The organism is Oculatella sp. LEGE 06141, from assembly GCF_015207605.1.
Lineage (GTDB): Bacteria > Cyanobacteriota > Cyanobacteriia > Elainellales > Elainellaceae > Oculatella.
This window is the reverse complement of the sequence record NZ_JADEWO010000003.1, coordinates 18,721-40,265: the sequence shown is the minus strand read 5'-3', so window position 1 is coordinate 40,265 and position 21,545 is coordinate 18,721. Positions and strand designations below refer to the sequence as shown.

Annotated in this window: 19 protein-coding genes; 10 read left to right on the top strand and 9 right to left on the bottom strand. The window is 50.3% G+C overall.

The features are described from left to right. The first annotated feature begins 446 nt into the window (after window positions 1-446). From IQ268_RS03160 to IQ268_RS03150, 3 genes are all read left to right on the top strand, one after another. Window positions 447-1,223 carry an RNA polymerase sigma factor SigF gene (locus IQ268_RS03160; RefSeq protein WP_193875491.1) on the top strand — a complete coding sequence of 259 codons (777 nt, stop codon included), beginning with the start codon at window positions 447-449 and terminating at the stop codon, window positions 1,221-1,223. A 125-nt stretch (window positions 1,224-1,348) separates the two neighbouring features. Next, window positions 1,349-2,386, top strand: a complete 1,038-nt coding sequence (glpX, locus tag IQ268_RS03155; protein WP_193875489.1) for a class II fructose-bisphosphatase — start codon at window positions 1,349-1,351, stop codon at window positions 2,384-2,386. 391 nt (window positions 2,387-2,777) lie between these two features. Next, window positions 2,778-4,076 (top strand): glutamyl-tRNA reductase, encoded by a 1,299-nt coding sequence (locus tag IQ268_RS03150; protein ID WP_193875487.1) that lies wholly within the window; start codon window positions 2,778-2,780, stop codon window positions 4,074-4,076. A gap of 156 nt (window positions 4,077-4,232) precedes the next feature. Here IQ268_RS03150 and IQ268_RS03145 read toward each other — a convergent pair whose 3' ends face one another. The 5 genes from IQ268_RS03145 to IQ268_RS03130 form a co-directional block, all read right to left on the bottom strand. Then, a complete protein-coding gene (locus IQ268_RS03145) occupies window positions 4,233-5,786 on the bottom strand; it encodes a sodium:alanine symporter family protein (RefSeq protein ID WP_193875485.1) in 1,554 nt (517 codons plus the stop codon). A gap of 971 nt (window positions 5,787-6,757) precedes the next feature. Continuing rightward, window positions 6,758-6,904, bottom strand: coding sequence for a hypothetical protein (locus IQ268_RS32045; protein ID WP_228035049.1), 147 nt, complete (start codon window positions 6,902-6,904; stop codon window positions 6,758-6,760). Between the two features lie 282 nt (window positions 6,905-7,186). Further along, window positions 7,187-7,966 carry a photosystem II S4 domain protein gene (locus IQ268_RS03140; RefSeq protein ID WP_193875483.1) on the bottom strand — a complete coding sequence of 260 codons (780 nt, stop codon included), beginning with the start codon at window positions 7,964-7,966 and terminating at the stop codon, window positions 7,187-7,189. Window positions 7,967-8,094: 128 nt separating this feature from the next. Beyond that, the gene (locus IQ268_RS03135; protein WP_193875481.1) at window positions 8,095-8,346 is read right to left on the bottom strand and encodes a ChaB family protein; all 252 of its coding nucleotides are present in this window, start codon (window positions 8,344-8,346) and stop codon (window positions 8,095-8,097) included. Between the two features lie 46 nt (window positions 8,347-8,392). Beyond that, the gene (locus tag IQ268_RS03130) at window positions 8,393-8,731 is read right to left on the bottom strand and encodes a hypothetical protein (protein WP_193875479.1); all 339 of its coding nucleotides are present in this window, start codon (window positions 8,729-8,731) and stop codon (window positions 8,393-8,395) included. Window positions 8,732-9,044: 313 nt separating this feature from the next. Here IQ268_RS03130 and sufU point away from each other — a divergent pair, with 313 nt between their 5' ends. The 4 genes from sufU (at window position 9,045) to IQ268_RS03110 (ending at window position 12,744) form a co-directional block, all read left to right on the top strand. Then, window positions 9,045-9,512: a Fe-S cluster assembly sulfur transfer protein SufU gene (gene sufU / locus IQ268_RS03125; protein ID WP_193875477.1), complete on the top strand. Its 468-nt coding sequence runs from the start codon at window positions 9,045-9,047 to the stop codon at window positions 9,510-9,512. 144 nt (window positions 9,513-9,656) lie between these two features. Continuing rightward, window positions 9,657-10,193, top strand: a complete 537-nt coding sequence (locus IQ268_RS03120) for a Ycf51 family protein (protein WP_193875475.1) — start codon at window positions 9,657-9,659, stop codon at window positions 10,191-10,193. A 155-nt stretch (window positions 10,194-10,348) separates the two neighbouring features. Next, entirely contained in the window at window positions 10,349-11,530 is a 1,182-nt protein-coding gene (locus IQ268_RS03115) for an iron-containing alcohol dehydrogenase family protein (protein WP_370584638.1), read from the top strand. Next, window positions 11,527-12,744 (top strand): aspartate aminotransferase, encoded by a 1,218-nt coding sequence (locus IQ268_RS03110; protein ID WP_193875471.1) that lies wholly within the window; start codon window positions 11,527-11,529, stop codon window positions 12,742-12,744. Before IQ268_RS03115 ends, IQ268_RS03110 begins: the two co-directional genes overlap by 4 nt. Window positions 12,745-13,548: 804 nt before the next feature. Here IQ268_RS03110 and IQ268_RS03105 read toward each other — a convergent pair. Together IQ268_RS03105 and IQ268_RS32040 are read right to left on the bottom strand one after the other, a co-directional pair. Beyond that, window positions 13,549-14,193 (bottom strand): hypothetical protein, encoded by a 645-nt coding sequence (locus tag IQ268_RS03105; protein WP_193875469.1) that lies wholly within the window; start codon window positions 14,191-14,193, stop codon window positions 13,549-13,551. Window positions 14,194-14,385: 192 nt separating this feature from the next. After that, window positions 14,386-15,252, bottom strand: a complete 867-nt coding sequence (locus IQ268_RS32040; RefSeq protein WP_228035048.1) for a peptidoglycan-binding protein — start codon at window positions 15,250-15,252, stop codon at window positions 14,386-14,388. A gap of 199 nt (window positions 15,253-15,451) precedes the next feature. Here IQ268_RS32040 and IQ268_RS03090 point away from each other — a divergent pair, with 199 nt between their 5' ends. After that, window positions 15,452-16,450, top strand: a complete 999-nt coding sequence (locus IQ268_RS03090; RefSeq protein WP_193875467.1) for an ADP-ribosylglycohydrolase family protein — start codon at window positions 15,452-15,454, stop codon at window positions 16,448-16,450. 440 nt (window positions 16,451-16,890) lie between these two features. Beyond that, the gene (locus IQ268_RS03085; RefSeq protein WP_228035047.1) at window positions 16,891-19,266 is read left to right on the top strand and encodes an HD family phosphohydrolase; all 2,376 of its coding nucleotides are present in this window, start codon (window positions 16,891-16,893) and stop codon (window positions 19,264-19,266) included. Between the two features lie 69 nt (window positions 19,267-19,335). On the opposite strand, the gene hrcA is transcribed toward IQ268_RS03085, so the two are convergent. Together hrcA and IQ268_RS03075 are read right to left on the bottom strand one after the other, a co-directional pair. Next, window positions 19,336-20,421, bottom strand: coding sequence for a heat-inducible transcriptional repressor HrcA (gene hrcA, locus IQ268_RS03080; RefSeq protein ID WP_193875463.1), 1,086 nt, complete (start codon window positions 20,419-20,421; stop codon window positions 19,336-19,338). A gap of 86 nt (window positions 20,422-20,507) precedes the next feature. Then, window positions 20,508-20,867, bottom strand: a complete 360-nt coding sequence (locus IQ268_RS03075) for a rhodanese-like domain-containing protein (RefSeq protein ID WP_193875461.1) — start codon at window positions 20,865-20,867, stop codon at window positions 20,508-20,510. Between the two features lie 370 nt (window positions 20,868-21,237). Between IQ268_RS03075 and IQ268_RS03070 the strand changes: the two genes are divergently transcribed. Then, entirely contained in the window at window positions 21,238-21,411 is a 174-nt protein-coding gene (locus IQ268_RS03070; RefSeq protein ID WP_193875459.1) for a hypothetical protein, read from the top strand. Window positions 21,412-21,545: the final 134 nt, after the last annotated feature.

Here is a 21,545-nt window from a genome sequence, read left to right as displayed (position 1 = left end):
AGCTTCTCTAGGGCTTTTCTCTCCGTAAATTCCTTGAGACAACATGAACAACTATTGGCTCCATCCCTCAACACCATCTCAAGCAGCAAGCTCTTTTGCCGATCGCGATTGCTAAAACTCAAGTCTGTTCTCATCCCTTACCTCCGGCTAGACTCCGTTTAGGTTCAGTGGAAATGCAGTTGTTCCCATGCCTAGTAAATCAATAAATTTAACTTGCGAATCCGGAAAAACTGCCGCCAACTGAACCTCGCAAACCCGAGAACAATTCTACCTCTCGCCGTTCTACGTTCAGACTGGTCTCACTACCATGAATCAGCGTGTGTATCCCTTATCACCACATTCTGTGGTTGAACCCATGTTAGGTGACTCAAAGGCAGGGCAATTTCAAACCTCGTTCAAACGGCTCAGCGCCCGCTGGACACTACGCAACCTACCTGAACCTCGTCATGGATACTTTGATCACCAACGAATTGAAGAGCGAGAGCTTGCAACTGTTGCGGGAGTATCAAAATTCTCCCGCTGCTGAGATTCGTAATCGGCTCGTACAACTGAATCTGGGTCTTGTCAGAAAAGAAGCCCATCATTGGGTCAATCAATGTACAGAGAGCTACGAAGATTTACTTCAAGTTGGAAGTTTAGGGTTGATTCGAGCCATTGAACGGTTCGACATGTCGAAAGGGCACGCCTTTAGTTCTTTTGCTATTCCCTACATCCGAGGCGAGATTCAGCACTATCTGCGCGATAAAGGCTCAGCCGTTCGCATTCCCCGTCGCTGGCAGGCTTTGCAGCATCAGGCGGCTGGAGTCGTGCGATCGCTTCAAACACAGCTCAACCGTCCACCAACGGATGCAGAAGTCGCCGCCGCTCTGCAAATTTCCCCAAGCGAATGGCAAGACATCAAGTTGGCCTACCGCAACCGTGCCCCTTTGAGCCTAGATGCCCCAATGCGGGACGAAGAGGAGGGGTCTACATCGCTGGGTGACCTAGTTCCCGATAATCAGTACCACAGCTTTCAGCTAGCCCAGGAAGACCAACTCCGTCTTCAGCAAGCGTTAGTCCAGCTCGAAAAGCGAACCCGCGAAGTCCTGGAGTTTGTGTTTCTGTATGACTTAACCCAAAAAGAAACCGCAGAGCGGCTCGGAATTAGCGCTGTCACCGTTTCTCGTCGGGTCAAGAAGGGTCTCAAACTGTTGAAGCAGTCCATGGTAGGAACCAGCATCTGATACGAAACTTCACACAGTTTAAGCTTCAGTCTGTCTTCAAGCGTATCTCCCTAGTCTGGTAGACTTTTAGACTGAGGCTCCATCCTCAAAACGACGCAAAATCAGCAGTTGGGAGGACGTTACTGGTGGAGAGTACGCTCGGTTTAGAAATTATTGAGGTTGTAGAGCAAGCAGCCATTGCTTCCGCTCGTTGGATGGGTAAGGGTGAGAAGAACACTGCTGACCAGGTAGCAGTAGAGGCAATGCGCGAGCGGATGAACAAAATCCACATGCGTGGCCGTATTGTCATCGGTGAAGGAGAACGGGATGATGCCCCGATGCTCTACATCGGTGAAGAGGTTGGGATCTGCACCCGAGAGGATGCTGCCCAGTACTGTAACCCTGAAGAGCTGGTTGAAATCGACATTGCGGTTGACCCCTGCGAAGGAACCAACTTAGTGGCGTATGGACAACCCGGTTCTATGGCAGTACTGGCTATCTCAGAAAAGGGCGGGCTATTTGCTGCGCCCGATTTTTATATGAAAAAACTGGCAGCACCGCCAGCGGCCAAAGGAAAGGTTGATATTAACAAATCAGCCACCGAGAACCTAAAAATTCTCGCAGAATGCCTCGACCGAGCGATCGAAGAACTGGTGGTAGTGGTGATGAAACGCGAACGCCACAACGAACTGATTCAGGAAATTCGGGACGCAGGGGCTAGAGTCAAGTTGATTAGCGATGGAGACGTATCCGCAGCGATTTCCTGCGCCTTTGCTGGCACCAACATCCATGCCCTGATGGGAATTGGGGCTGCGCCTGAAGGCGTAATTTCCGCGGCTGCAATGGAATGTTTGGGAGGACACTTCCAGGGTCAGCTCATCTATGACCCAGAAGTGGTTAAGACCGGGTTAATTGGCGAAAGCAAAGAGAGCAATCTAGAGCGGCTCAAGTCTATGGGGATTGACGATCCCAACCGCGTCTACAACTCCAATGAACTGGCATCGGGCAAAACCTTGCTCTTTGCGGCCTGTGGCATTACCTCAGGCACGCTGATGGAAGGAGTACGGTTTTTCCACGGGGGCGCCCGAACAGAAAGCCTGGTCATTTCTAATCAGTCTGGTACGGCTCGGTTTGTAGACACCATTCATATGGTCGATCAGCCTCAGTACATCCAGTTGAAATAACCTAAACTAAACCGTCAGGGCACACCTCGTGCCCTGATTCTCTTATTCAGGAAGACGTTTACAAGCAACGCCACCTCACTTCTGTTTCAATCCGATTAAATGCTGTTGTCAGGATGTTCACACACGGAAACATTCAGATGGATCCAGACAGACCACTTTAATTTACAAAAATTTAGAGTGCGAATCGTAATCGGTTTGCTCTCCGCATCACTGTTGGGTACTTGAAATTGATAGACTTTCTTGTAACTGCTATCGGTACTCATGCAGCCGTTTACATTACGAAAACCTGGTTGGATATTAAGCTAGCCGATTGTTGATCGAGTTGCGAACGATTCGATTGAGTTGCGATCGCTCCATCTGCTAGCAAGGTGATAAAACTTTGGGAGGAAGGATGAATATTGCCGTTATTGGTCTGAGCCACAAGACAGCGCCAGTGGAAGTGCGAGAAAAGCTAAGTATCTCAACTCCACAGACAGAAGCAGCACTTGCCCACCTGTGTAGCTATCCTCACATTGAAGAAGCGGCAATTCTAAGTACCTGTAATCGGCTAGAAATTTACATTGTCACTAGCGAGACAGAGTACGGTATCCGAGAAGTCACTCAATTTCTCTCGGAGTATGGCAAACTGCCGCTAAATTATTTGCGCCAATATCTATTTATGCTGTTGCATGAAGATGCAGTGACTCACCTGATGCGAGTGGCCGCTGGATTAGATAGCCTGGTGCTTGGGGAAGGACAAATTCTGGCACAGGTAAAGCATACCCACAAGATTTGCCAGCAGCATAACGGCGTTGGACGTATCTTAAACCGTTTATTCAAGCAGGCGCTTACGGCAGGTAAGCGAGTACGTACCGAAACCAGTATTGGTACAGGTGCCGTTTCAATTAGTTCTGCTGCGGTTGAATTAGCTCAGATCAAAGTTCAAAACCTGGCGGCCTGTCGGGTTGCGGTGGTGGGTGCTGGCAAAATGTCCAGGCTGGTCGTGCAACACCTGCTTTCTAAGGGCGCTACTCAGATTTCGGTCATCAATCGTTCGCAAGCAGGTGCTCAGGAGTTAGCTAACCAGTTCAAGGACGTTAATTTACAGCTTTATACGCTGGCCGACATGATGTCTGTGCTTGCAGCATCCGACCTCGCCTTTACAGCAACGGCAGCAACCGAACCGTTGCTTGATCGCGCCAAGCTAGAGTCGATATTGGAACCTCATAACTCCCTGATGCTGTTTGATATTTCTGTGCCCCGCAACGTTGATGCTGATGTGAATGAGTTATCGAACGTGCAAGCCTTTAATGTGGATGACTTGAAAGCGGTAGTGGCACAAAACCAGGAGAGCCGTCGCAAGATGGCGATGGAGGCTGAAGTTCTCTTAGAAGAAGAAGTAGAAGCTTTTGATATTTGGTGGCGATCGCTCGATACCGTTTCTACCATTAGCTGTCTGCGCGACAAGGTTGAATCCATTCGAGAACAAGAGCTGGAAAAAGCGCTATCGCGTCTGGGTGCAGAGTTTGCTGAAAAGCATCAAGAAATCATTGAAGCGTTGACCAGAGGCATTGTGAACAAAATTTTGCACGATCCGATGGTACAACTGAGAGCGCAGCAAGATATTGAAGCGCGGCGCAAGGCTATGGAAACGCTGAATATGCTCTTTAATCTTGATACAACGTCGCGATCGGGCGAGCAATATAGCTAGAGCCGTTAGCTCCATGTTTTTGGCTCTATATTTAGAGTTGAAATGACAATAAGGGCATTGCTTGCAATGCCCTTACAGGTTTTTTTGTTGGGTTCCAAACCAGACTTGCCACAGCGACCACCTTGCAAGATGTCCACGCTAGTAGCGCTTTGTAGTTTAGAACGTCGTTGTTTCCTTTGCCCGTTGGGCTTCTGGCTGCATCTGTCCAGATTGCAGGCGAGACATATAGTCTTTTAGATCGGCAGCGACCTGATTGGAGAGGATAAATCCACCTAACATGTTAGGGAATGCCATCGATAGGATCATCATGTCGCTAAAATCGAGAACGGCTCCCAAATTTACCACTGCTCCAACGAACACAGCAGACACAAACAGCACTTTGTAGGCCAGCGTGGTGTTTCGTCCGAACAGGTATCCCCAGCTTTGCTCTCCGTAGTAACTCCAGGAAATGATAGTAGAAAAGGCGAAGAGCAGCACCGACAGTGCCAGAATCAGTGGAAACCAACTGATAACGCTAGAGAAAGCGTTGAGGGTAAGCTGAACCCCGTCTACTCCCTCGCTTGCTGTGTTGTAAACGCCAGTGATCACAATGACGAGGGCTGTCATATTACAGATCACGACTGTATCAATAAATGGTTCTAGAAGCGCAACAATTCCTTCACGCACGGGTTCATCGGTGCGAGCCGCAGAATGGGCGATCGCCGCAGAGCCAACACCTGCCTCATTCGAGAAGGCGGCTCGTCTGACCCCTTGCACCAAAACCCCAATGAATCCTCCTTGCATCGCTTGGGGTGAGAAGGCTCCGACCAAAATGGTGCCAAATGCAGCCGGGATAGCGGTGAAGTTGGTTAACAAGATCCAGAGGGAAGCCACAACATATACGAAACACATGGCTGGGACAAGCGCTCCGGCAACCGCTCCAATGCGGCGAATGCCGCCGATGATCACCAGTGCCACCAGAGCAGCCATAATCAGCCCATAGAGCCAGGCACGACCTTGCAACAAGGGTATGACTTCAGCAACCGCAACAAAGGATTGGTTGGCTTGAAACATGTTGCCCCCGCCGAGCGATCCACCGATACAGAGGATGGAAAACAGAACAGCTAACCCCTGACCCAGGGGGCGCATTCCCCGTTCCGATAAGCCTTTTGATAGGTAGTACATCGGCCCGCCAGCCACCGTTCCATCGGGTCGAACGATGCGGTACTTGAGGCCAAGCGTGCATTCGACGAATTTGCTGGTCATACCCAGTAAACCAGCGATCGTCATCCAGAATACAGCTCCTGGCCCCCCAACACTGACAGCGATCGCCACCCCAGCGATGTTACCTAAACCAACCGTAGCGGACAAAGCGGCTGATAATGCCTGAAAGTGAGTTACCTCACCTGGCTCTGAAGGGTCATCGTATTTTCCGCGCACCACGTCAATTGCATGACCAAAGGCACGAAAATTAATAAAACCCATCCGAATAGTAAAAAAGACGGCTCCCCCAATCAGCCATAGCACCACCAGCGGTACACCAGCGATGCTGACAAACAGAATTCGGTCTAAAACAGCAACAATCTGGGAAAAGACGGCATCGATCGCTGCTAAAAATCCGCCAGACGGTTCTTCGGGCGGAGCTTGTGCTAGCACCAACAGACTGTGCAAAGGCAACATCATACTGAACAGGGCAGGAGGCACCAAGGATGAAATCCAACCTTGTGTCATTAATTCTTCTCCAAATAAGCTGGACGACAAAACCAATAGACTACATAAAAGTAGAGAACTAATTCTCTTAGCAGCCGCTACGGTTGTCCAACTTCGAGCAGTATTGCGTGGTGAGCAAGGTACTAACTAGGGGGTGCTTTAAGCGTACTGAATGTTCTGCGTTATCCCCTTCCATCCTCCAGACAGTAGAGCTTTCGAACTCGTCCTGGCTTACAAAGTATTCGCTCGACCAGGCACTCACGTTGAAGACCAAAAACTGGAAGTTTGGGAACACTTTAAATGTCACTTAGCACTTTTGAAGCATCCTCTCAAACAACGACCTGCACCATAACGCTAGGCTGCTGAAATTGACTCAATCATTCAGAGCTGCAACTCCTTTGAGCAATTGACGGAACCTTAAAATCGATCAATCTTTGATATTAAACTACAAGCAAGGACTCTTGAGGAATGTACCACTTTTCAAAGAAATCATACGTCAATTTTGCAACAAAACAGCACCATCGTTGGAGTCGTTTCAAGCATTTATAGCTAATCTACGACTTGTGCTACTGCGACTCACTGTAATAGCAACTAACCGTTCAGAGCGATCGAATTCAGCCCATCTTCCCATTCTTAGAAGAAGCACCGAATTGGACAACATACGAATTTATCATCGGCATTAAGAGGGTGTCTGAGAATGGCTCAACATTCTAAATTAGCCCCCTAAGTCCTCCAAAATTGGGGGACTTTGAAACAGAATTGATTCGGAAGTCCCCCAAAATTGGGGGATTAGGGGGCGGTTTGAGTTGGAGCTTAGCACTTTTAAGACATCCTCTAAGATTTTGCCATCATCTAGTAAGCTTCAGCCACTAAGAGGTTGTTTTAAGCGTATTAAATGTGCTGTATTCGCTCCCTAAGTCTCCTAATATTGGGAGACTTTGAAACAGAATCGGCTCGGAAGTCCGCCGATCCTAAGAGATTTAGGGGACGGTTCACATTGCAGTCAGCACCTTTAAACTATCCTCTAAGAAGACATTTAAAACAGTAGCAAACGCCTCCTGTAAGGGATAGTGTTCTACAGATTGCCCTTGCCTTGAAACAGACCCAAGTACGTATTGCCCCAAGTACGTATCGCCCATAGACTGCTTCCCACAGGGTATGCTGCGCTCCTGCGGTTATTGGAGCTACAAATCAAACTTTGAAGCATCCTCTGAAGATAACTGCTTTCCGATGAGTTCACAGGGTAAAGCGATAGCTAAATGCCCAATCAGGAGACAAAAAATGGTGAAAGAAGCGTTAGAAACCAGACCTGAAATGAACGATTCTGGGTCTTAGCTGAATCCCGTTTCTATTACAGAAGCCTTCAACGAGTGAGGCCATACGAAGCTTTACTGGGTTGCTGGCAAACCTAGCATTTTAGGTTACATCAATCGGGTTAGCTGAACGCGATATCGCTCTTTCTTGGTGATGGCAACCTCGCCGACTTCCAGACGGCCTTTGCTGCGAACGGCCACCAAATCACCCGACTTTAATAAATGGCTGGCCTGGGTTACATCTTTCCAATTGACGCGAACATCACCACTGTTAATTAAATCCGCCATCTTGCTGCGAGACATACCGAATCCAGCGGAGGCGATTGCATCTAACCTCAACGAAGCCTCAACGGTAGTCATCTCTTTTTTCTTCGGTTCACGAACCTTAAGCTCGTCTAGGTTGATGGAGCGAACCTTGACTGGAACCGAACGCACTTGAGTTAAACTCATCTCTAGAAATTCAACCATTTCAGGTACGACAACGACCTGGGCACCTCGCTCACCCAGGACAATAATATCCCCTACTTTTTCGCGAACAATTCCTGTTCCCAGAATGGCTCCCAAAAAGTCACGGTGGCTCGCAGGGTCAAACAGAAAGTTACCGGCAATGTCTAATACAGCTAAGCTGACTTGAGACGCATCAAGCGGTAAGTCCACACGAGCGATCGCCACACGTTGCCGCTCTGCCTGCGGATATCCACCCCATGCAACAATGCTAACCTCCGTTAAACGACGAAACATTTGCTGTACGTTGGCCAGTTCAAGCGGCGAGAGAAAATCGGTAGAAACCACCTCCCAGGTTCTGATAGCCTGATCGGCCTGGTCGATTACCCGGACAGCACTGTCTCGATCGTCAATTCCTTTTAGTAGATCTTCCCGTGGCAACATGTAGTCAATAGTTACGAACGCTTCCTTAATCTTAAACGGCTAGGAGCAAGGTAGCCTTGCTCCTAGCCGTTTACGCAATGTGGAGTGCGATCGCTACACCCACTGATTATGGTCAATCAAAGCCTGATTCAGGTGCCGCTGCTGCCTACGTTACCAAGCGGGCTGCTTTCAGATTTCCGATCTTCCCGATGGTACCAGGTGCCATCTTTATCCTGGTTGTACTCTTGCTTAACCGAATTCCAGGCAACCTGGGTCGCTGCGTCTTTGCTCATACCATCCGATTCGGCAGCATTAAAGGCAGCTACAAATGCTTGCTGTGCCCCCTGCGGCATCTTTTCTTTAACGTCTTGAGGCAGCTCGTCTAAGTTTTGATAAGGCATGTTTATCCTCCTAAATTTAATAGAAATCGAGTCTAAAAACGTCAGCTTATCGCCATTGGCGATTGCCATCTTCATCGACGCGAGCCTGACGAATTACGTCAGAAATTTCCTCTGCGTCTTTAACGTGGTGGAGTGCTTTCTTCTCACCATCGGGTTCATCTACTACAAAGTAAGCTGGCACTACGATGTGATCGCCTGTAATGTCAGGGGCATCAACTGCAACCTGCTTTGCTTTTTCCTCTAGCGTCTGAGCTTCGTCAGTGACGCGATCGCCAGGGTTTAGCACCTGAGGACCATCAGAAACTTCTTCCTTAATGCGTTTTTTTTGCTCAAAATCAACCTCTTCAGGTTGCATAGGTTGTCGAATTTCTTTGTCGTTACTCATAGTAAAATCAGTTAAGTTCCAGTAAGTTCAATGATTGGTTATCGTTCGTTCATCATAAGAAGATGACAAATGTTATTCCTCCTTCAAACGGAAGAATCAAAGCATTCAGTCACAACGCCTTCCTCTGCACCTGGAACGATTTAATTGGATAGATGCAAATAAACCTGCTTGATGTGCTGCATAGAATGCTGCGATCGACCCATTTTGCTTCCAGCTAACAATTAAGGTTGCGGCTCGGCTCGATCTCCAACCCTGAATTCGCTTCCCCCTGATAGGATCAAGGAAGCTAAGTATTGTTAACCCCCTGTGATTCATGGCATTGGACAATCTGCGCGACCTCTACCAGCAGGTTATTCTTGAGCGTTACAAGAAACCCCGAAATCGTGGCAAGACCGATCCAATCGATCGCTATCAAAAGGGGCACAACCCTTCCTGTGGCGACACGATTGAACTCACTCTGCACCTCAGTCCCTCCGGCGATCGGATTGAAGACGTCAAGTTTGAAGGAGAAGGCTGCGCGATTTCAATGGCTTCTGCCGATTTAATGGCAGAGGCTCTTCAGGGCAAAACCACCGAAGAAGCTCTGGACATGGTTCAGCGGTTCCAGAACATGATGAAGGGAGAAGCCGAGTTTCCGAAGGAACAGCGCAAACTTAACGTGATGCAGGGAGTCGCCCAATTTCCGGTGAGAATCAAGTGTGCCAATCTCTCCTGGCATACTGTAAAAGCAGCATTGGAACTGAAAGATGCACAGCCCGCAGGTTTTATCAGCAACGAATGAACTAAACCCTAACGAAGGGCTGCGTGGCTGGTCTGCAACCGGTGTTAGGCATCGCTTAAACCCAACCGAACGGACGGGTCGGTTGGGTGAGACGAACTTCACCAATGCCGTTCAACTGACAGTTAAAATTTGAGTTTAAAACCTATGCTAAGCACTGCTAATTTTCTCACGGCTGCTCAATGGGCCGGATTAACGACCTTAGCGTTTGCAGTCCTGGCTGGGCTAAGTTTCTTGTTCCAGTGGGGCTTACGGTTTCGGTTGGTTGGCATTACCGGATTTATGGGAGTTTTAACCGTTGGGCTATTTGGCCTGGGCCTAGTTCCCTTCACGCGTACCGTCGTTCCTGGTGCGGTGCGCTTTGCAACCGTGTATGACTCCGGTTCAACCCAGACGGTCATTGTTGTGCCGTCTTCCATTACAGAACCGCAGTTGCTGGCAACCCTGCAACAGGCGGCCAGCGATATGTTCTCCCCGGGACGGCTCAGTCGTGGTCAAGATCAGCTCACCATTCGGGCACGAACGGTATTGCATCCAGAGGAAGGCGTTTCGCAACCGCTCGTATTGGGGCAGGTGAAGCGATCGCTCTTTGTGCGCGACGATCAGGAGATGCAAATTGACCTTTACCGGGAAAACCTGGCAAAACTACCGCCTGCACCGTCTGCCCCTGTGCAACCTGGCTAGCTTGATCCGGACAGCGGACGGCTGCTGACGCTTAATTTCGGCTTCATGTAGTAAAGTGTTTTTTACCTCAGATTTGAATTGAGGGCTGTCTTGAAGTTATGACTGATTCATCTGCTCTTTCTCAAGCATCTGACTCACCACCCCCAGTTGTGACGATGGCAATGGCACCGACACAGGTTGTGCGCGGCTCAAACGCCTTGGCTCAATCTGGAGCAGCGATCGCCCACTTAGGCCAACGACCGCTGCTGATTGGTGGCGAGCGGACGCTAGCCGCCATTCAGCCTTACCTGACTCCGGTACTAGAGCAGCGATCGCTCCAGGCTGCTCAAGCTTCCTATGGCAGCGATTGCAGCGAAGCCAGTTTGCACACACTACGCCGAGCGGTGAAACAGCACAAGGCGGACGTTGTTATTGGAGTAGGAGGGGGTAAAGCGCTAGATACCGCTAAACTGCTCGCCCACCAATGTCAGCTACCGATCGTCACTATTCCAACCTCGGCTGCCACCTGCGCTGCATGGACGGCTCTCTCTAACATCTACTCGGAGCAGGGTGCGTTTCTGTACGATGTGGGCCTGAGCAAATGTCCCGATCTGTTAATTTTGGATTACAGCCTGATCCAAACCGCTTCCCAACGAACGCTGGTCGCTGGAATTGGAGATGCGTTAGCCAAATGGTATGAAGCATCGATCAGCAGTGGGCATTCCGAGCAAACACTGATTATTGCCGCCGTTCAGCAAGCAAGAGTGCTGCGGGATCTGCTGTTCCAAAAATCAGCCGTGGCTCTCCAGTCTCCTGGCAGCGCCGACTGGCGCGAAGTGGTAGATGCAACCGTGTTGTTGGCAGGTGTGGTTGGTGGCCTGGGGGGTGCCCAGTGCCGTACAGTTGCCGCCCACGCTGTTCATAACGGCTTAACCCATCTGCTGGAGAGCCACGGAACGCTGCATGGCGAAAAAGTTGCGTTTGGCATTCTGGTACAGCTTCGTTTAGAAGAAATGGTGCAGGGTAATCTGTTAGCCGCCACATCCCGACAACAGTTACTCAAGTTTTATGCTGAAATTGGTTTACCGCAGAGTTTGGCTGATCTAGGGTTAACGCAAATAACGATCGCCAATTTACAGGGAGCCGCGACCGTAGCGTGCCAACCCACATCCGATATTCATCGCTTGCCGTTTGAGGTCACACCGACTCAACTAATGGCGGCGATGGTATCGACCACAGCCCCCTGCACGGGCGGGAGAACTCCAGATTTCCATACGCTTCAAGCAGGAAGCGGTTCTCCATCTCTGGTAGATAGCCACAGCGACTGCGGATCGTCGTCTAGCGAGGTACAGGCATGAATTTGAGTTGGTTGACCCCTGCCGATCGCCTTAGCGCACTTCCTCCCTATGTTTTTGCCCGCCTGGATGAACTCAAAGCTCGTGCCCGTGAGCAGGGGTTAGACTTGATTGACTTAGGCATGGGGAATCCGGATGGCCCCACGCCTCAGCCTGTAGTTGAGTCAGCAATTGCGGCTCTACAAGACTCAGCCAATCATGGCTATCCTCCGTTTGAAGGAACGGCTAGCTTTCGACGAGCGATTACGGCCTGGTATTTGCGACGGTATGGGGTAGAGCTTGACCCAGATGGAGAAGCTCTGCCGTTACTGGGTTCCAAAGAAGGGTTGACCCATTTGGCGATCGCCTACATCAATCCAGGCGACCTGGTTCTGGTTCCCAGCCCTGCTTACCCTGCCCATTTTCGGGGGCCTTTAATTGCAGGTGGAAAAATTCATAGCCTGATTCTCAAACCCGAGAATGACTGGTTGATTGATCTGGCAGCCATTCCAGATGCGATCGCAGAACGAGCTAAAATCCTCTACTTTAACTATCCCAACAATCCAACCGCCGCCACCGCCCCACGCGAGTTTTTTGAAGACATCGTCGCCTTTGCCCGTCGCCACGAAATCTTGTTGGTGCATGACTTGTGTTATGCAGAACTTGCCTTTGATGGCTATCATCCCACCAGTTTGCTCGAAATTCCGGGGGCAAAAGAGATCGGCGTTGAATTTCACACCCTGTCTAAAACCTACAATATGGCTGGCTGGCGCGTTGGCTTCGTTGTGGGCAACCGCCACATTATTCAAGGCTTGCGAACCCTCAAGACCAATTTAGACTACGGCATTTTCGCAGCTTTACAAACGGCAGCGGAAACCGCTTTACAGTTGCCGGATGTTTACTTACACGAAGTGCAGGCTCGTTATCGTACCCGACGAGACTTTTTAATTGAAGGATTCTCGCAATTGGGATGGAAGATTCCCAAAACCAGGGCAACGATGTACCTCTGGGCTCCTTGCCCACCCGGAGTTGGGTCTACCGATTTTGCTCTGTCGGTATTGCAGCAAACGGGGGTAGTTGTCACACCCGGTAATGCCTTTGGAGCGGGTGGCGAAGGCTACATGCGAATCAGCCTGATTGCCGAATGCGATCGCTTACAGCAAGCTCTTCAGCGGCTCCACCAGGCCGGAATTCGTTATGAGTCTGCCGTGATGGAACCCACCGATGTAACGCTTTAGCTTCAGGTTAAAGCGCTATTCTGGACATGGCGACCCTCGGTATAAGATGGGCGATGCCCCACGAGATGAATCCATCAAGATTGGGAGGATGTAGAGGGAGCCAACGTGCTGCTAACCCTTGGGTCTGGTCAGGTTCGAAAAGCTGTATTCAGGGGCCTTCAAGTCACCATTAACACTTTCGTTGCAGCGTAAAACGCCCCATTAAAACCAATGGGCCTGACGAAACGCCAGACCCGGAAATTACTTGAATTTGCTTAATGGAACCAATTAACGACACGAACCAACTAGACTAAATCAACAAACTAGTTAATGAACGCAGCTAAGGTTTACAGCAAACTCGCAATTACTGATTAACTTGTGAGCATTTCAGTCTCTTTAGGAGACTAGAGAGCTTTGGCATTGTAGTTAACGATTTCTGTAACAAGGAGAAGTGTTGCTTCGTTAAATACAACCCGCCGTGTAGATTTTAGAAATGTCTCACAGCAATGAAGCATTGCGATTCGGATCAAAGCGGGAGGCACAGGCTCTAATCCAGAATTGGTTTCAGTGGTTTATGACTGATGTATGTGCCTGTTATTAAATTAGCATTCCATCCAGAAGGGCGATCGCACCTTTTACCAAAGTTCATGCTGTTTGATGAAGCGAAACCCTGTGGCAACAATCATTCACATAACCATTAGCCGCACCAGGAAGATTGGCGCTCGACCCATCGCTTATTCTACGAAAAAAGCCTGCATCAGCAGGCTTTAAGCTTCAGGTTTTTGGATCAGGGAAGCCGGATTTAAACCGGTTTCCTGAAGACAGTTACTGAGGTGTTCCAGTCGTTGCAGGGGTCTGCGTCGTAGGTTCGTCGCTGCCTTGCACTTCAGGTTGAACAACGTTGGGCTGTTGAATAGGAGATTGCGGCTGAGTAGGGACATCTACAATCGGCTGCTGAGTCTGGGGTACGGGTTGCTGAGCTTCAGTCGGGGCAGGCGCTTGAGGCTGCGGTACAGGTACCAGTTCACGCGTCCGCTCAATCACCCGTTCGCGCACTTCCGTGTTGTTAGTTTGGGGGGCTGGAGGCTCCACAGCATTTGGCTCTGCCGGGACAGGAACAGGCACCACTGGAGCCGGAGCCTGGTTTTGCTGACTAACAAAGAAAATGGCAGCAATCACCACACCAACCAGCGACGTTAGTAAGATGCCCAGGAGAAAACCACGTGCTGCGTTTTCGTTATCTCGAACCTCGGTTACATTATCTTGCTGATACCGATCGACGGTTCGACCGCGCACATAACCGTCACGATAAGAAGCATCCTCCGGACTAACCCGGTTGCCGTTGGCGACGGTAGGCGTTTGATTAATGACGCGGTAATCATCGGTCTCGTACTGAACCGGGCGATCGCCATACGTACGACCGTTTGAATAGGTTTCTTGACGATAAGTGCGATTGTTATGGTTGTGCATGGCTTTAGGTCAGAGCTTTAGAGAAGTTATTTTTTATGCTCTCTAGATTAAAAAGTTTGACCACCAGAAACGTCTGTCTGAGGAAAGGAACCGACCCGCCTCTTCAGACAGACTTCAAAGCCAGGTTTACCAAAAGCAGATCCCTCTGCAAGCAGAGCCGTTCAACGCCAGCCGTGACGTATCACAGCAGTTCTACCGCAGTAAGGCAGTCCAAGTTGCAGGGCCAACGACCCCATCCGGGTCAAGCTGGAAATTCCGTTGTGCGGCTCTAACAGCGGCCTGAGTTTGTGGCCCAAAAATGCCGTCAATCGCGCCATCAAAAAAACCAGTAGCCTGTAACCGCTCTTGCAACCTTGACACCGCTGGCCCTTGCATTCCGATTCTCAAAATAGGAAGCTCCACTGGAGCAACCGGAGAGGCCGAGTCAGGTACGGGTGTAGTTGGGTTAGAGGTGGGTGCTGGGGATGCGGGTGCGCCAGCAGGAGAGGGCGTAGCGGTAGGAGACGGTGTAGCGGTAGGAGACGGTGTAGCGGTAGGAGACGGTGTAGCGGTAGGAGACGGTGTAACAGGAGCAGGGGCAGGACTTACTGTTGGGATAGGCGACGGGCTGGGAAAATTAGAACTGGCAGTAGGCGTATCTGCTAAAGCCGAAGCAGTTGCGGTGTTCTGTGATGCGGCGGGCAGGAGCAAATTCCATGTTTCCGTACCCACCACACCATCAGCCTGCAAGCCTGCGGCCGTTTGAAACGCAGAAACCGCAGTTGCCGTACTCTCCCGGTAGTCGCCGTCAACCGTTCCAGTATAGTAGCCTAGCAGTTGCAGGAGGGCTTGCAGCTCTGTGACCTCAGATCCCCGGCTGCCCAACCGCAAGATTGAGCGGTTAGAGGCTCCAGCAGGAGATGGAGTGGTTGTAGCAGGGGAGGGGGTTGCTTCCTGTCCAGCCAGCGGAGTATGCCCAATGCCTAACGTGGTCACCATCAATAGGCCAGACACTCCAAACCGGATCAGCCTACCGATCGCTTGAGTTGACTGGGATGATACAAATATCAAGTCGTGCATCAAACTGCCTCTCATAGCCCTCACTCTTCATCTTCAACGTGATATTCCTTGTAAGCCTCTCACAGAAAAACCAGATTTTTCTGACTTTATACCAAATCACTGAACGTTCCACTCAATACTTTAGATGGGTCGGAGGAATTCTGGTTTTTTATAGGTCGTCCCTTCTTCCCTTCACCGAATGTCCATGCACCATTCACTGATGAATCGATTTCGAGGCGCTTTGCTGGGAACAGCTTTAGGAGAAGGACTTGGAGTACATAGTTGGATGCGGTTACAAACTTCATCACCGCGATCGTGGTCAGACGTGGATCGATGGGGGTTTGGGAAGCTCACTGTCCCATTGCCTGTGGCAATGGGCACAGTAGTGACAGAACAAATCAATCTCTTGATCCAGGGAGAGAGAGCGTCCCAACCAGCCACTATGTCCCTGTTTAAAGCACATGGAAATGTCCCCTCAGCAGGCCATTGTGCGGCCAGCGCTAAGGCAGCGATCGCCGCCATCCCCATCGCCCTAGCATTACATGACGACATCCATCAACTTCATCGCACGCTAGAGGAAGCCATTATCGTCTGGCAAGCTCCAGCAGAATCCAAAGTTGGAGCGCTGCTCGTTTGCCGTCTTTTAGCGCTAATTCTACGTGAACAGTTTATCCCCGAGGGCTTTGAACGCTTTTTAGCAGAAAGCCTGGGATCAGAACCCATCAGCCTCGTTTGGGCAACCCAACTACATCAGCTCAACCACTTGCTTCAGACTAAAGCAGGGTTGGTTACTGCCGTTGCCCAATTGACTCAACCTCGCCGCATATCTGCCTCTGAAGATGCGGCTATGCTTGAAACGACACCGATTTTGCTAGCGCTCTATTCGTTTCTCTCCACCCCAGGTGATTTTCGCTTGACGCTACTGAGAGCGGCACAGGCATCCCACCAACCGCAGCTAACGTGTGCGATCGCAGGGTTGTTATCGGGCAGTTATAACGGAATTACCGCAATCCCGGTTCATTGGCGGCAAACGTTTTGTCATCAGTCTGTAGACGCTCTCTTAGTCAAGATGTGGGAGATAGAATCGGAGACTGCCCTCATAACACTGGCCGATCGATTATGGTCAGTTTGGGCAGGTGTACATACCCCAACTCACCCAACCGAGGTTTTGCGCTACAGTGCGGCCATAGCCGCTCCAAACATTATTCGACCCCGTTGAGCGTTTGCACAAATTGAGCTTCGATATACTATTACTACTACTACTTACTGCCTTACTTAATTGCCTTACTTACCGACTCATATTCAAAATCTGAGACCCTGTACATCTACTCGGTGTTATCTGAACTCCTTTCACTGGATCGTCTTGATAGGGAAACTGTCTCCTGGGTCTGGAGCAGTATACAGCACACAGAAGGCATAGCAACCCAGTTGCCATTCTGCTGAGAATTCACTCTCGATTTAGCTATCGGTGTAGCAATGAAGTCGTTTCGGTTTTTGACTCAGCAACTCGTTCAGTGGAAGCAGACCCGTTTTCCAGGTACCTCCCGAAGATGCTTCAACCGCACGCTGCAAAAAGCGTTGTTGCAAGCAAAGCGTTGCCAGAGGGCAGCTAGAACCCCAGCATCTTGGCCGCATATGCTCCGAGCCAAGTCTGATCAAATGACCTTAAAGTATCCCCTACGTAGTAAAACGCGGCGAAAGTCCCGCCACGATCAGGCGAGATCCAATTCAACCGCTGTTTTAATTCTGGCTGTTTTATCTCTGACCAGCGCTATTGGCTACCGCTTTTACAACGATCCGCAGTTAGCGGCTGAGACGATCGCCCCCCAAACGTTGAGGGCACCAGAATCGGCCAGAGTGGTCGATGTCCGTTCCACAGAAAACAACCGGAAGGCCGCTCGTACCGGATCTGTTCCGGTGCTGATGATTGATGAGAGCGTCAATCAAGAAATTTATCAATCTTTGCAGCGTTTAATTGAGCAAGGAAACGAACTGAGGCAACGCGCCGGGGCATTTCCCTTTGTAGAAACCTCAACGCTGTCAACCACAACTCAACAGCATTTGCGTCAAGCAGCAGAATGGGAATGGCGAGAGGCGATCGCTGCGGCTAGCGATCCCAACACCAACGCCAATTCGTCTGTGCCCACGGCACCCCAGGCTGGACGTTCTGGTGACATTCCAGCCAACTCTTCACAACAGCTTGCGATTATTGAACTGCAAAACTATCGTCGAATTACCACTCCAGAAGATTTCACCGCACTCAAAGAAGTCGTTGCCCGTGCCCGACAACGCTATGCTGCGGTCGTCTCAGAACTAGCCCACGCTACACCCAACGAACCGGGCAGTTTCTACAACGCATCATTGTTGGATCTCACCGATGCCGAATGGAACGCAACGAAGGCATCCATTCGACAGGCGCTTGAACGGATGTTGAGCCAGGGAATTTCACCGGGTATCCCCAACACGTTGCTGAAAACTGCCATTGCCATCCAGATTGGCGCAGATGTTCCATCTGTAGCCACACCGTTGTCCAGCGAGATCTTAATTTCGGTCGTTAAGCCCAACCTGGTGCAAGATCCAGAACAAACCAAACTCCGTGCTGAACAAGCCGCGCAAGCGGTTGCCCCAGAAATTGTGGAAGTTCGTCGGGGAGAAGTTATCGTTCAAGCGGGTGAAACAATCAGCCAAAAAGACTTTGTTTTGCTCGACCACTTCGGTATGAGCCGCAGAGGAGTGAATTGGTTTGGCCTGATCGGGTTTGCTGGAATCACCACTGGAGCAGTCGGAGTGTTCCTACTGGTCGAATATCGGTTCCATCCGGGGTTGCGCCGTCGAGATCATCTCCTCGTTGTGCTGTTGACTCTAACGGTACCTCTAACGGTGATTTTGGCCGTCCCAGCCATGAGTTTACCTGCCGTCGGCCTCCTGGTTGGCAGCTTTTACGGGTCAGCGCTGGGAGTGACAATCGTTGGCTTGCTCAGCATAGTCATTCCCATTGGCATGGAAATTAGCTGGATATCGCTGTTCGCTAGCACAATTGGTAGCTTAGTGGGAGCATTCATGGCCGGACAATTGCGATCGCGTGAAGAGCTTGCCCTCTTGGGAGGAGCCGTTGGCATTACCCAGGGCGTTGCTTTTTTGCTCCTCACCCTGATTCTTAGTCCGGCGAGTACGCCTGTCTGGTATGTCACCCTGTCTACCGCTGCGCTGCAAAGTTTAATGGGAGTTGCCTGGAGCGTGGTAGCGCTTGGCATCAGCCCTTACTTAGAGAATCTGTTTGATCTGGTAACCCCTATCCGCTTAGCAGAATTGTCTAATCCCAACCGACCGATGCTCAAGCGGTTGGCCTCTGAAGCACCTGGAACCTTTCAGCACACATTATTTGTAGCCACCTTAGCCGAGGCAGCCGCTCGCGCCCTGGGTTGCAATGTTGAGCTAGTCCGAGCCGGAACGCTGTATCACGACATTGGCAAAATGCACGATGCCCTGGGTTTTATTGAGAATCAAATGGGTGGCCCCAACAAACACGACCTGATCGACAATCCCTGGAAGAGCGCAGAAATTATTAAAAAGCACGTAACTGAAGGTCTGGTGATGGCGCGGAAGTGCCGCCTGCCCACCGCTATCCGCGCCTTCATTCCAGAGCATCAAGGGACAATGCTAATCACCTATTTTTACTATCAGGCGCAACAGCGGGCACAAGACGATCCCAGTATTACAGTCAAGGAATCCGACTTTCGCTACGACGGGCCAATTCCGCAATCTCGCGAAACGGGTATTGTAATGCTGGCCGACTCCTGCGAAGCGGCATTGCGATCGCTCAAGGATGCCACCCCAGACGATGCCCTGGCGATGGTAAACCGAATTCTCCGCGCTCGCTGGCAAGACAACCAGTTGATCGATTCAGGCTTAACGCGAGTAGATATGTCCAAAATTGCCGAAATTTTTGTGCAAGTCTGGCAGCAGTTCAACCACCAGCGCATCCCTTACCCCAAGGCTGCGCTTAGCCCTCAACCGGCACCAGCGCAGCCTTAGCGGCTGTTTGAAAGGTGGTTATATCTCTAAGGGCAACACAGAGCCACAGGTAAACGGCTCAAACATTCTTTAAGTCGTTTGGTTAAGCGCCCCCGAAATATAGTCAGCAGTGACTTCCACCAGAGTAATGGCATCTTCGTACACCATCCGCGTCGGCCCCAGCATACTCACACTGCCAACGGGCACTGTTCCGCGCTGATAGGTAGCCGAAACCAGCGCACAGGTTTGAATAGGTTCCAGCGGATTTTCTGAGCCGATCCGCACCGTAACCCGTTTGGCAGAAGGAGTTGATTCAGCGGAATCAAAAATTAATGACCACAGTTGGTCTTGTTCCGATTCCAGCAATTGCATAATCGTTTGAATTTGCTGAATCTCAGAAAATTCTGGTTGCCGTCGCAAAACCTCAGCCACCCCGTTAATTAAAATCTGAGTGGAGACGGGCACCTGGCTCCGCTGGTTCAAATCAGACAAAGAAGATTGCAACAGCTTAATGTATCGCTCAAACTGGCGACCCAACTCGCCCCAGTCCAGCGTAGCGATTTCGTTGAGCGATCGCCCCCGCAGATGGGTGTTCAAGAAATTAGAGAGAATCTGAAGTTCCCGGTCTAACAACTCTGGATCAAAGGCCGTTGCCTCGTTGGACTTGGAGAGATCCATTACCGTCGAACGGGTTTCATAGGAATCCAGCACCACAATCAGCATTACCCGTCCTGGATCAACCTGCACCAGTTGTAGATGCCGTAACAGAGCGACGCTCATCTGCGGCATCGTCACCAGTGCAATATAGCCGCTTAGGGTGGCTAAAATTTGCGCCGCACCACGCAGCAACGCCTCGAAACTCAACTCCTCCCAATTCAACTGATCTGAAAGCAGTTGCTCAACCTGATGCGCCAGCGCACTGGATGGCATCATTAGCCGATCCACATAGATGCGATAACCCGAATCCGAAGGAACTCGCCCTGCGGAGGTATGAGGCTGAAATAATAACCCTGCTTTCTCCAAATAACCCATCGCGTTGCGAATCGTCGCGGCACTGACCCTGGGATTGAATTCCTCAAGCAGTGCCTCTGAACCGACAGGCTTAGCAGTAGCAATGTAATGGCGGACAGTTGCCCCAAGGACTTGCTGCTGTCGCTCACTGAGCTTGATTTGCATACAACGATATAACAATTAAGTTATCGGACTTTAAATTGTAACCTAGCTGTGATCTAGCCGATGGTTCAAACCGTCGGCTGTAACTATCAATACCGAGGAACAGTTGGGTCAATTCGATCCGAGTAAGCATCAATGCCACCCGCTAAATTTCGTACGTTTGTAAAGCCCTGATTCACTAACCATTGACACATTTGAGCCGATCGCATGCCGTGATGGCACATCACAACGGTTTCAGCATGAGGATCAAGATACGCCTGAATTTGACCTGACCATTCAGAAAACTGGCTGAGTGGCAGGTGCTTAACGTTGGGAAGGTGGGCGATCGCCAACTCTTCTGGCTCTCTCACATCCACAAGCTGAACAGGTTCACTCGCCGCATTCAGACGAGCCACCAGATCTTCAACGCTAATCTGCGCGATGGGTTGATTTGAAAAATGAGCAGACATAATTTGCTGAATCGAATTGAGACCGAACCTTAACACCAATGGCGTTCACGGAACGAGTGTTGAATATCCTGTTAAACGGTAATGGATGCAACCATTTTGACTCAGTTATGACTCAGAACCACTTATACAACCGCCTCCTTCATCGTTCTACTTTCAAACTATCGATGGATCAGGGTTAGCGCAAGCATTACGTCAAAGTTTGTTCTATTGAATGGGTTCCGTTCATAGAAACAACATTACCAAGGGAGCAACGGTAGAACTGCGGACAAATTGACTCACCGTTCATCCAACTGGAGGACTCGACCGGGCGAAGTGCGGATGCATTTAGATACCGTATCTTTACAATGTCCCTGAGTGAGGGGAAATTAATATGCTAAAAACATTATTTCAAGCCGTTTCCATCACCTTCAGTCTCTACGTGCTGATGGGAGTTAGCTCAGTACCAACGGCTCAAACGGTCTTCCTCACTGATATTCAGGCATCCGTTCCACAACTTGAGGCACTCTATCGCTTAGCCAAGCTGACCCATGCCAACAAAGAGTGATCTAGCCGCAACCGTATGGCACTGCTCCATCACGGATGAAGTTGTTCCTGCTCCCCAACGATAAGGAACGTCCGAATCTGACACTCCATGCAGCAGTGCGCGATCGTGTGTCGAAACACCAGGCACAGGTATTC

Coding starts and splice junctions, on each gene's coding strand:
- IQ268_RS03115 (WP_370584638.1), top strand. CDS start 10,349: ATGGCAATGGCACCGACACAGGTTGTGCGCGGCTCAAACGCCTTGGCT.
- hrcA (WP_193875463.1), bottom strand. CDS start 20,421: ATGCAAATCAAGCTCAGTGAGCGACAGCAGCAAGTCCTTGGGGCAACT.
- IQ268_RS03105 (WP_193875469.1), bottom strand. CDS start 14,193: ATGCACAACCATAACAATCGCACTTATCGTCAAGAAACCTATTCAAAC.
- IQ268_RS03130 (WP_193875479.1), bottom strand. CDS start 8,731: ATGAGTAACGACAAAGAAATTCGACAACCTATGCAACCTGAAGAGGTT.
- IQ268_RS03120 (WP_193875475.1), top strand. CDS start 9,657: ATGCTAAGCACTGCTAATTTTCTCACGGCTGCTCAATGGGCCGGATTA.
- IQ268_RS03110 (WP_193875471.1), top strand. CDS start 11,527: ATGAATTTGAGTTGGTTGACCCCTGCCGATCGCCTTAGCGCACTTCCT.
- IQ268_RS03145 (WP_193875485.1), bottom strand. CDS start 5,786: ATGACACAAGGTTGGATTTCATCCTTGGTGCCTCCTGCCCTGTTCAGT.
- IQ268_RS03075 (WP_193875461.1), bottom strand. CDS start 20,867: ATGTCTGCTCATTTTTCAAATCAACCCATCGCGCAGATTAGCGTTGAA.
- IQ268_RS03070 (WP_193875459.1), top strand. CDS start 21,238: ATGCTAAAAACATTATTTCAAGCCGTTTCCATCACCTTCAGTCTCTAC.
- IQ268_RS03085 (WP_228035047.1), top strand. CDS start 16,891: ATGACCTTAAAGTATCCCCTACGTAGTAAAACGCGGCGAAAGTCCCGC.
- IQ268_RS03090 (WP_193875467.1), top strand. CDS start 15,452: ATGAATCGATTTCGAGGCGCTTTGCTGGGAACAGCTTTAGGAGAAGGA.
- sufU (WP_193875477.1), top strand. CDS start 9,045: ATGGCATTGGACAATCTGCGCGACCTCTACCAGCAGGTTATTCTTGAG.
- IQ268_RS03140 (WP_193875483.1), bottom strand. CDS start 7,966: ATGTTGCCACGGGAAGATCTACTAAAAGGAATTGACGATCGAGACAGT.
- IQ268_RS32040 (WP_228035048.1), bottom strand. CDS start 15,252: ATGCACGACTTGATATTTGTATCATCCCAGTCAACTCAAGCGATCGGT.
- IQ268_RS03160 (WP_193875491.1), top strand. CDS start 447: ATGGATACTTTGATCACCAACGAATTGAAGAGCGAGAGCTTGCAACTG.
- IQ268_RS03135 (WP_193875481.1), bottom strand. CDS start 8,346: ATGCCTTATCAAAACTTAGACGAGCTGCCTCAAGACGTTAAAGAAAAG.
- IQ268_RS32045 (WP_228035049.1), bottom strand. CDS start 6,904: ATGGGCGATACGTACTTGGGGCAATACGTACTTGGGTCTGTTTCAAGG.
- IQ268_RS03150 (WP_193875487.1), top strand. CDS start 2,778: ATGAATATTGCCGTTATTGGTCTGAGCCACAAGACAGCGCCAGTGGAA.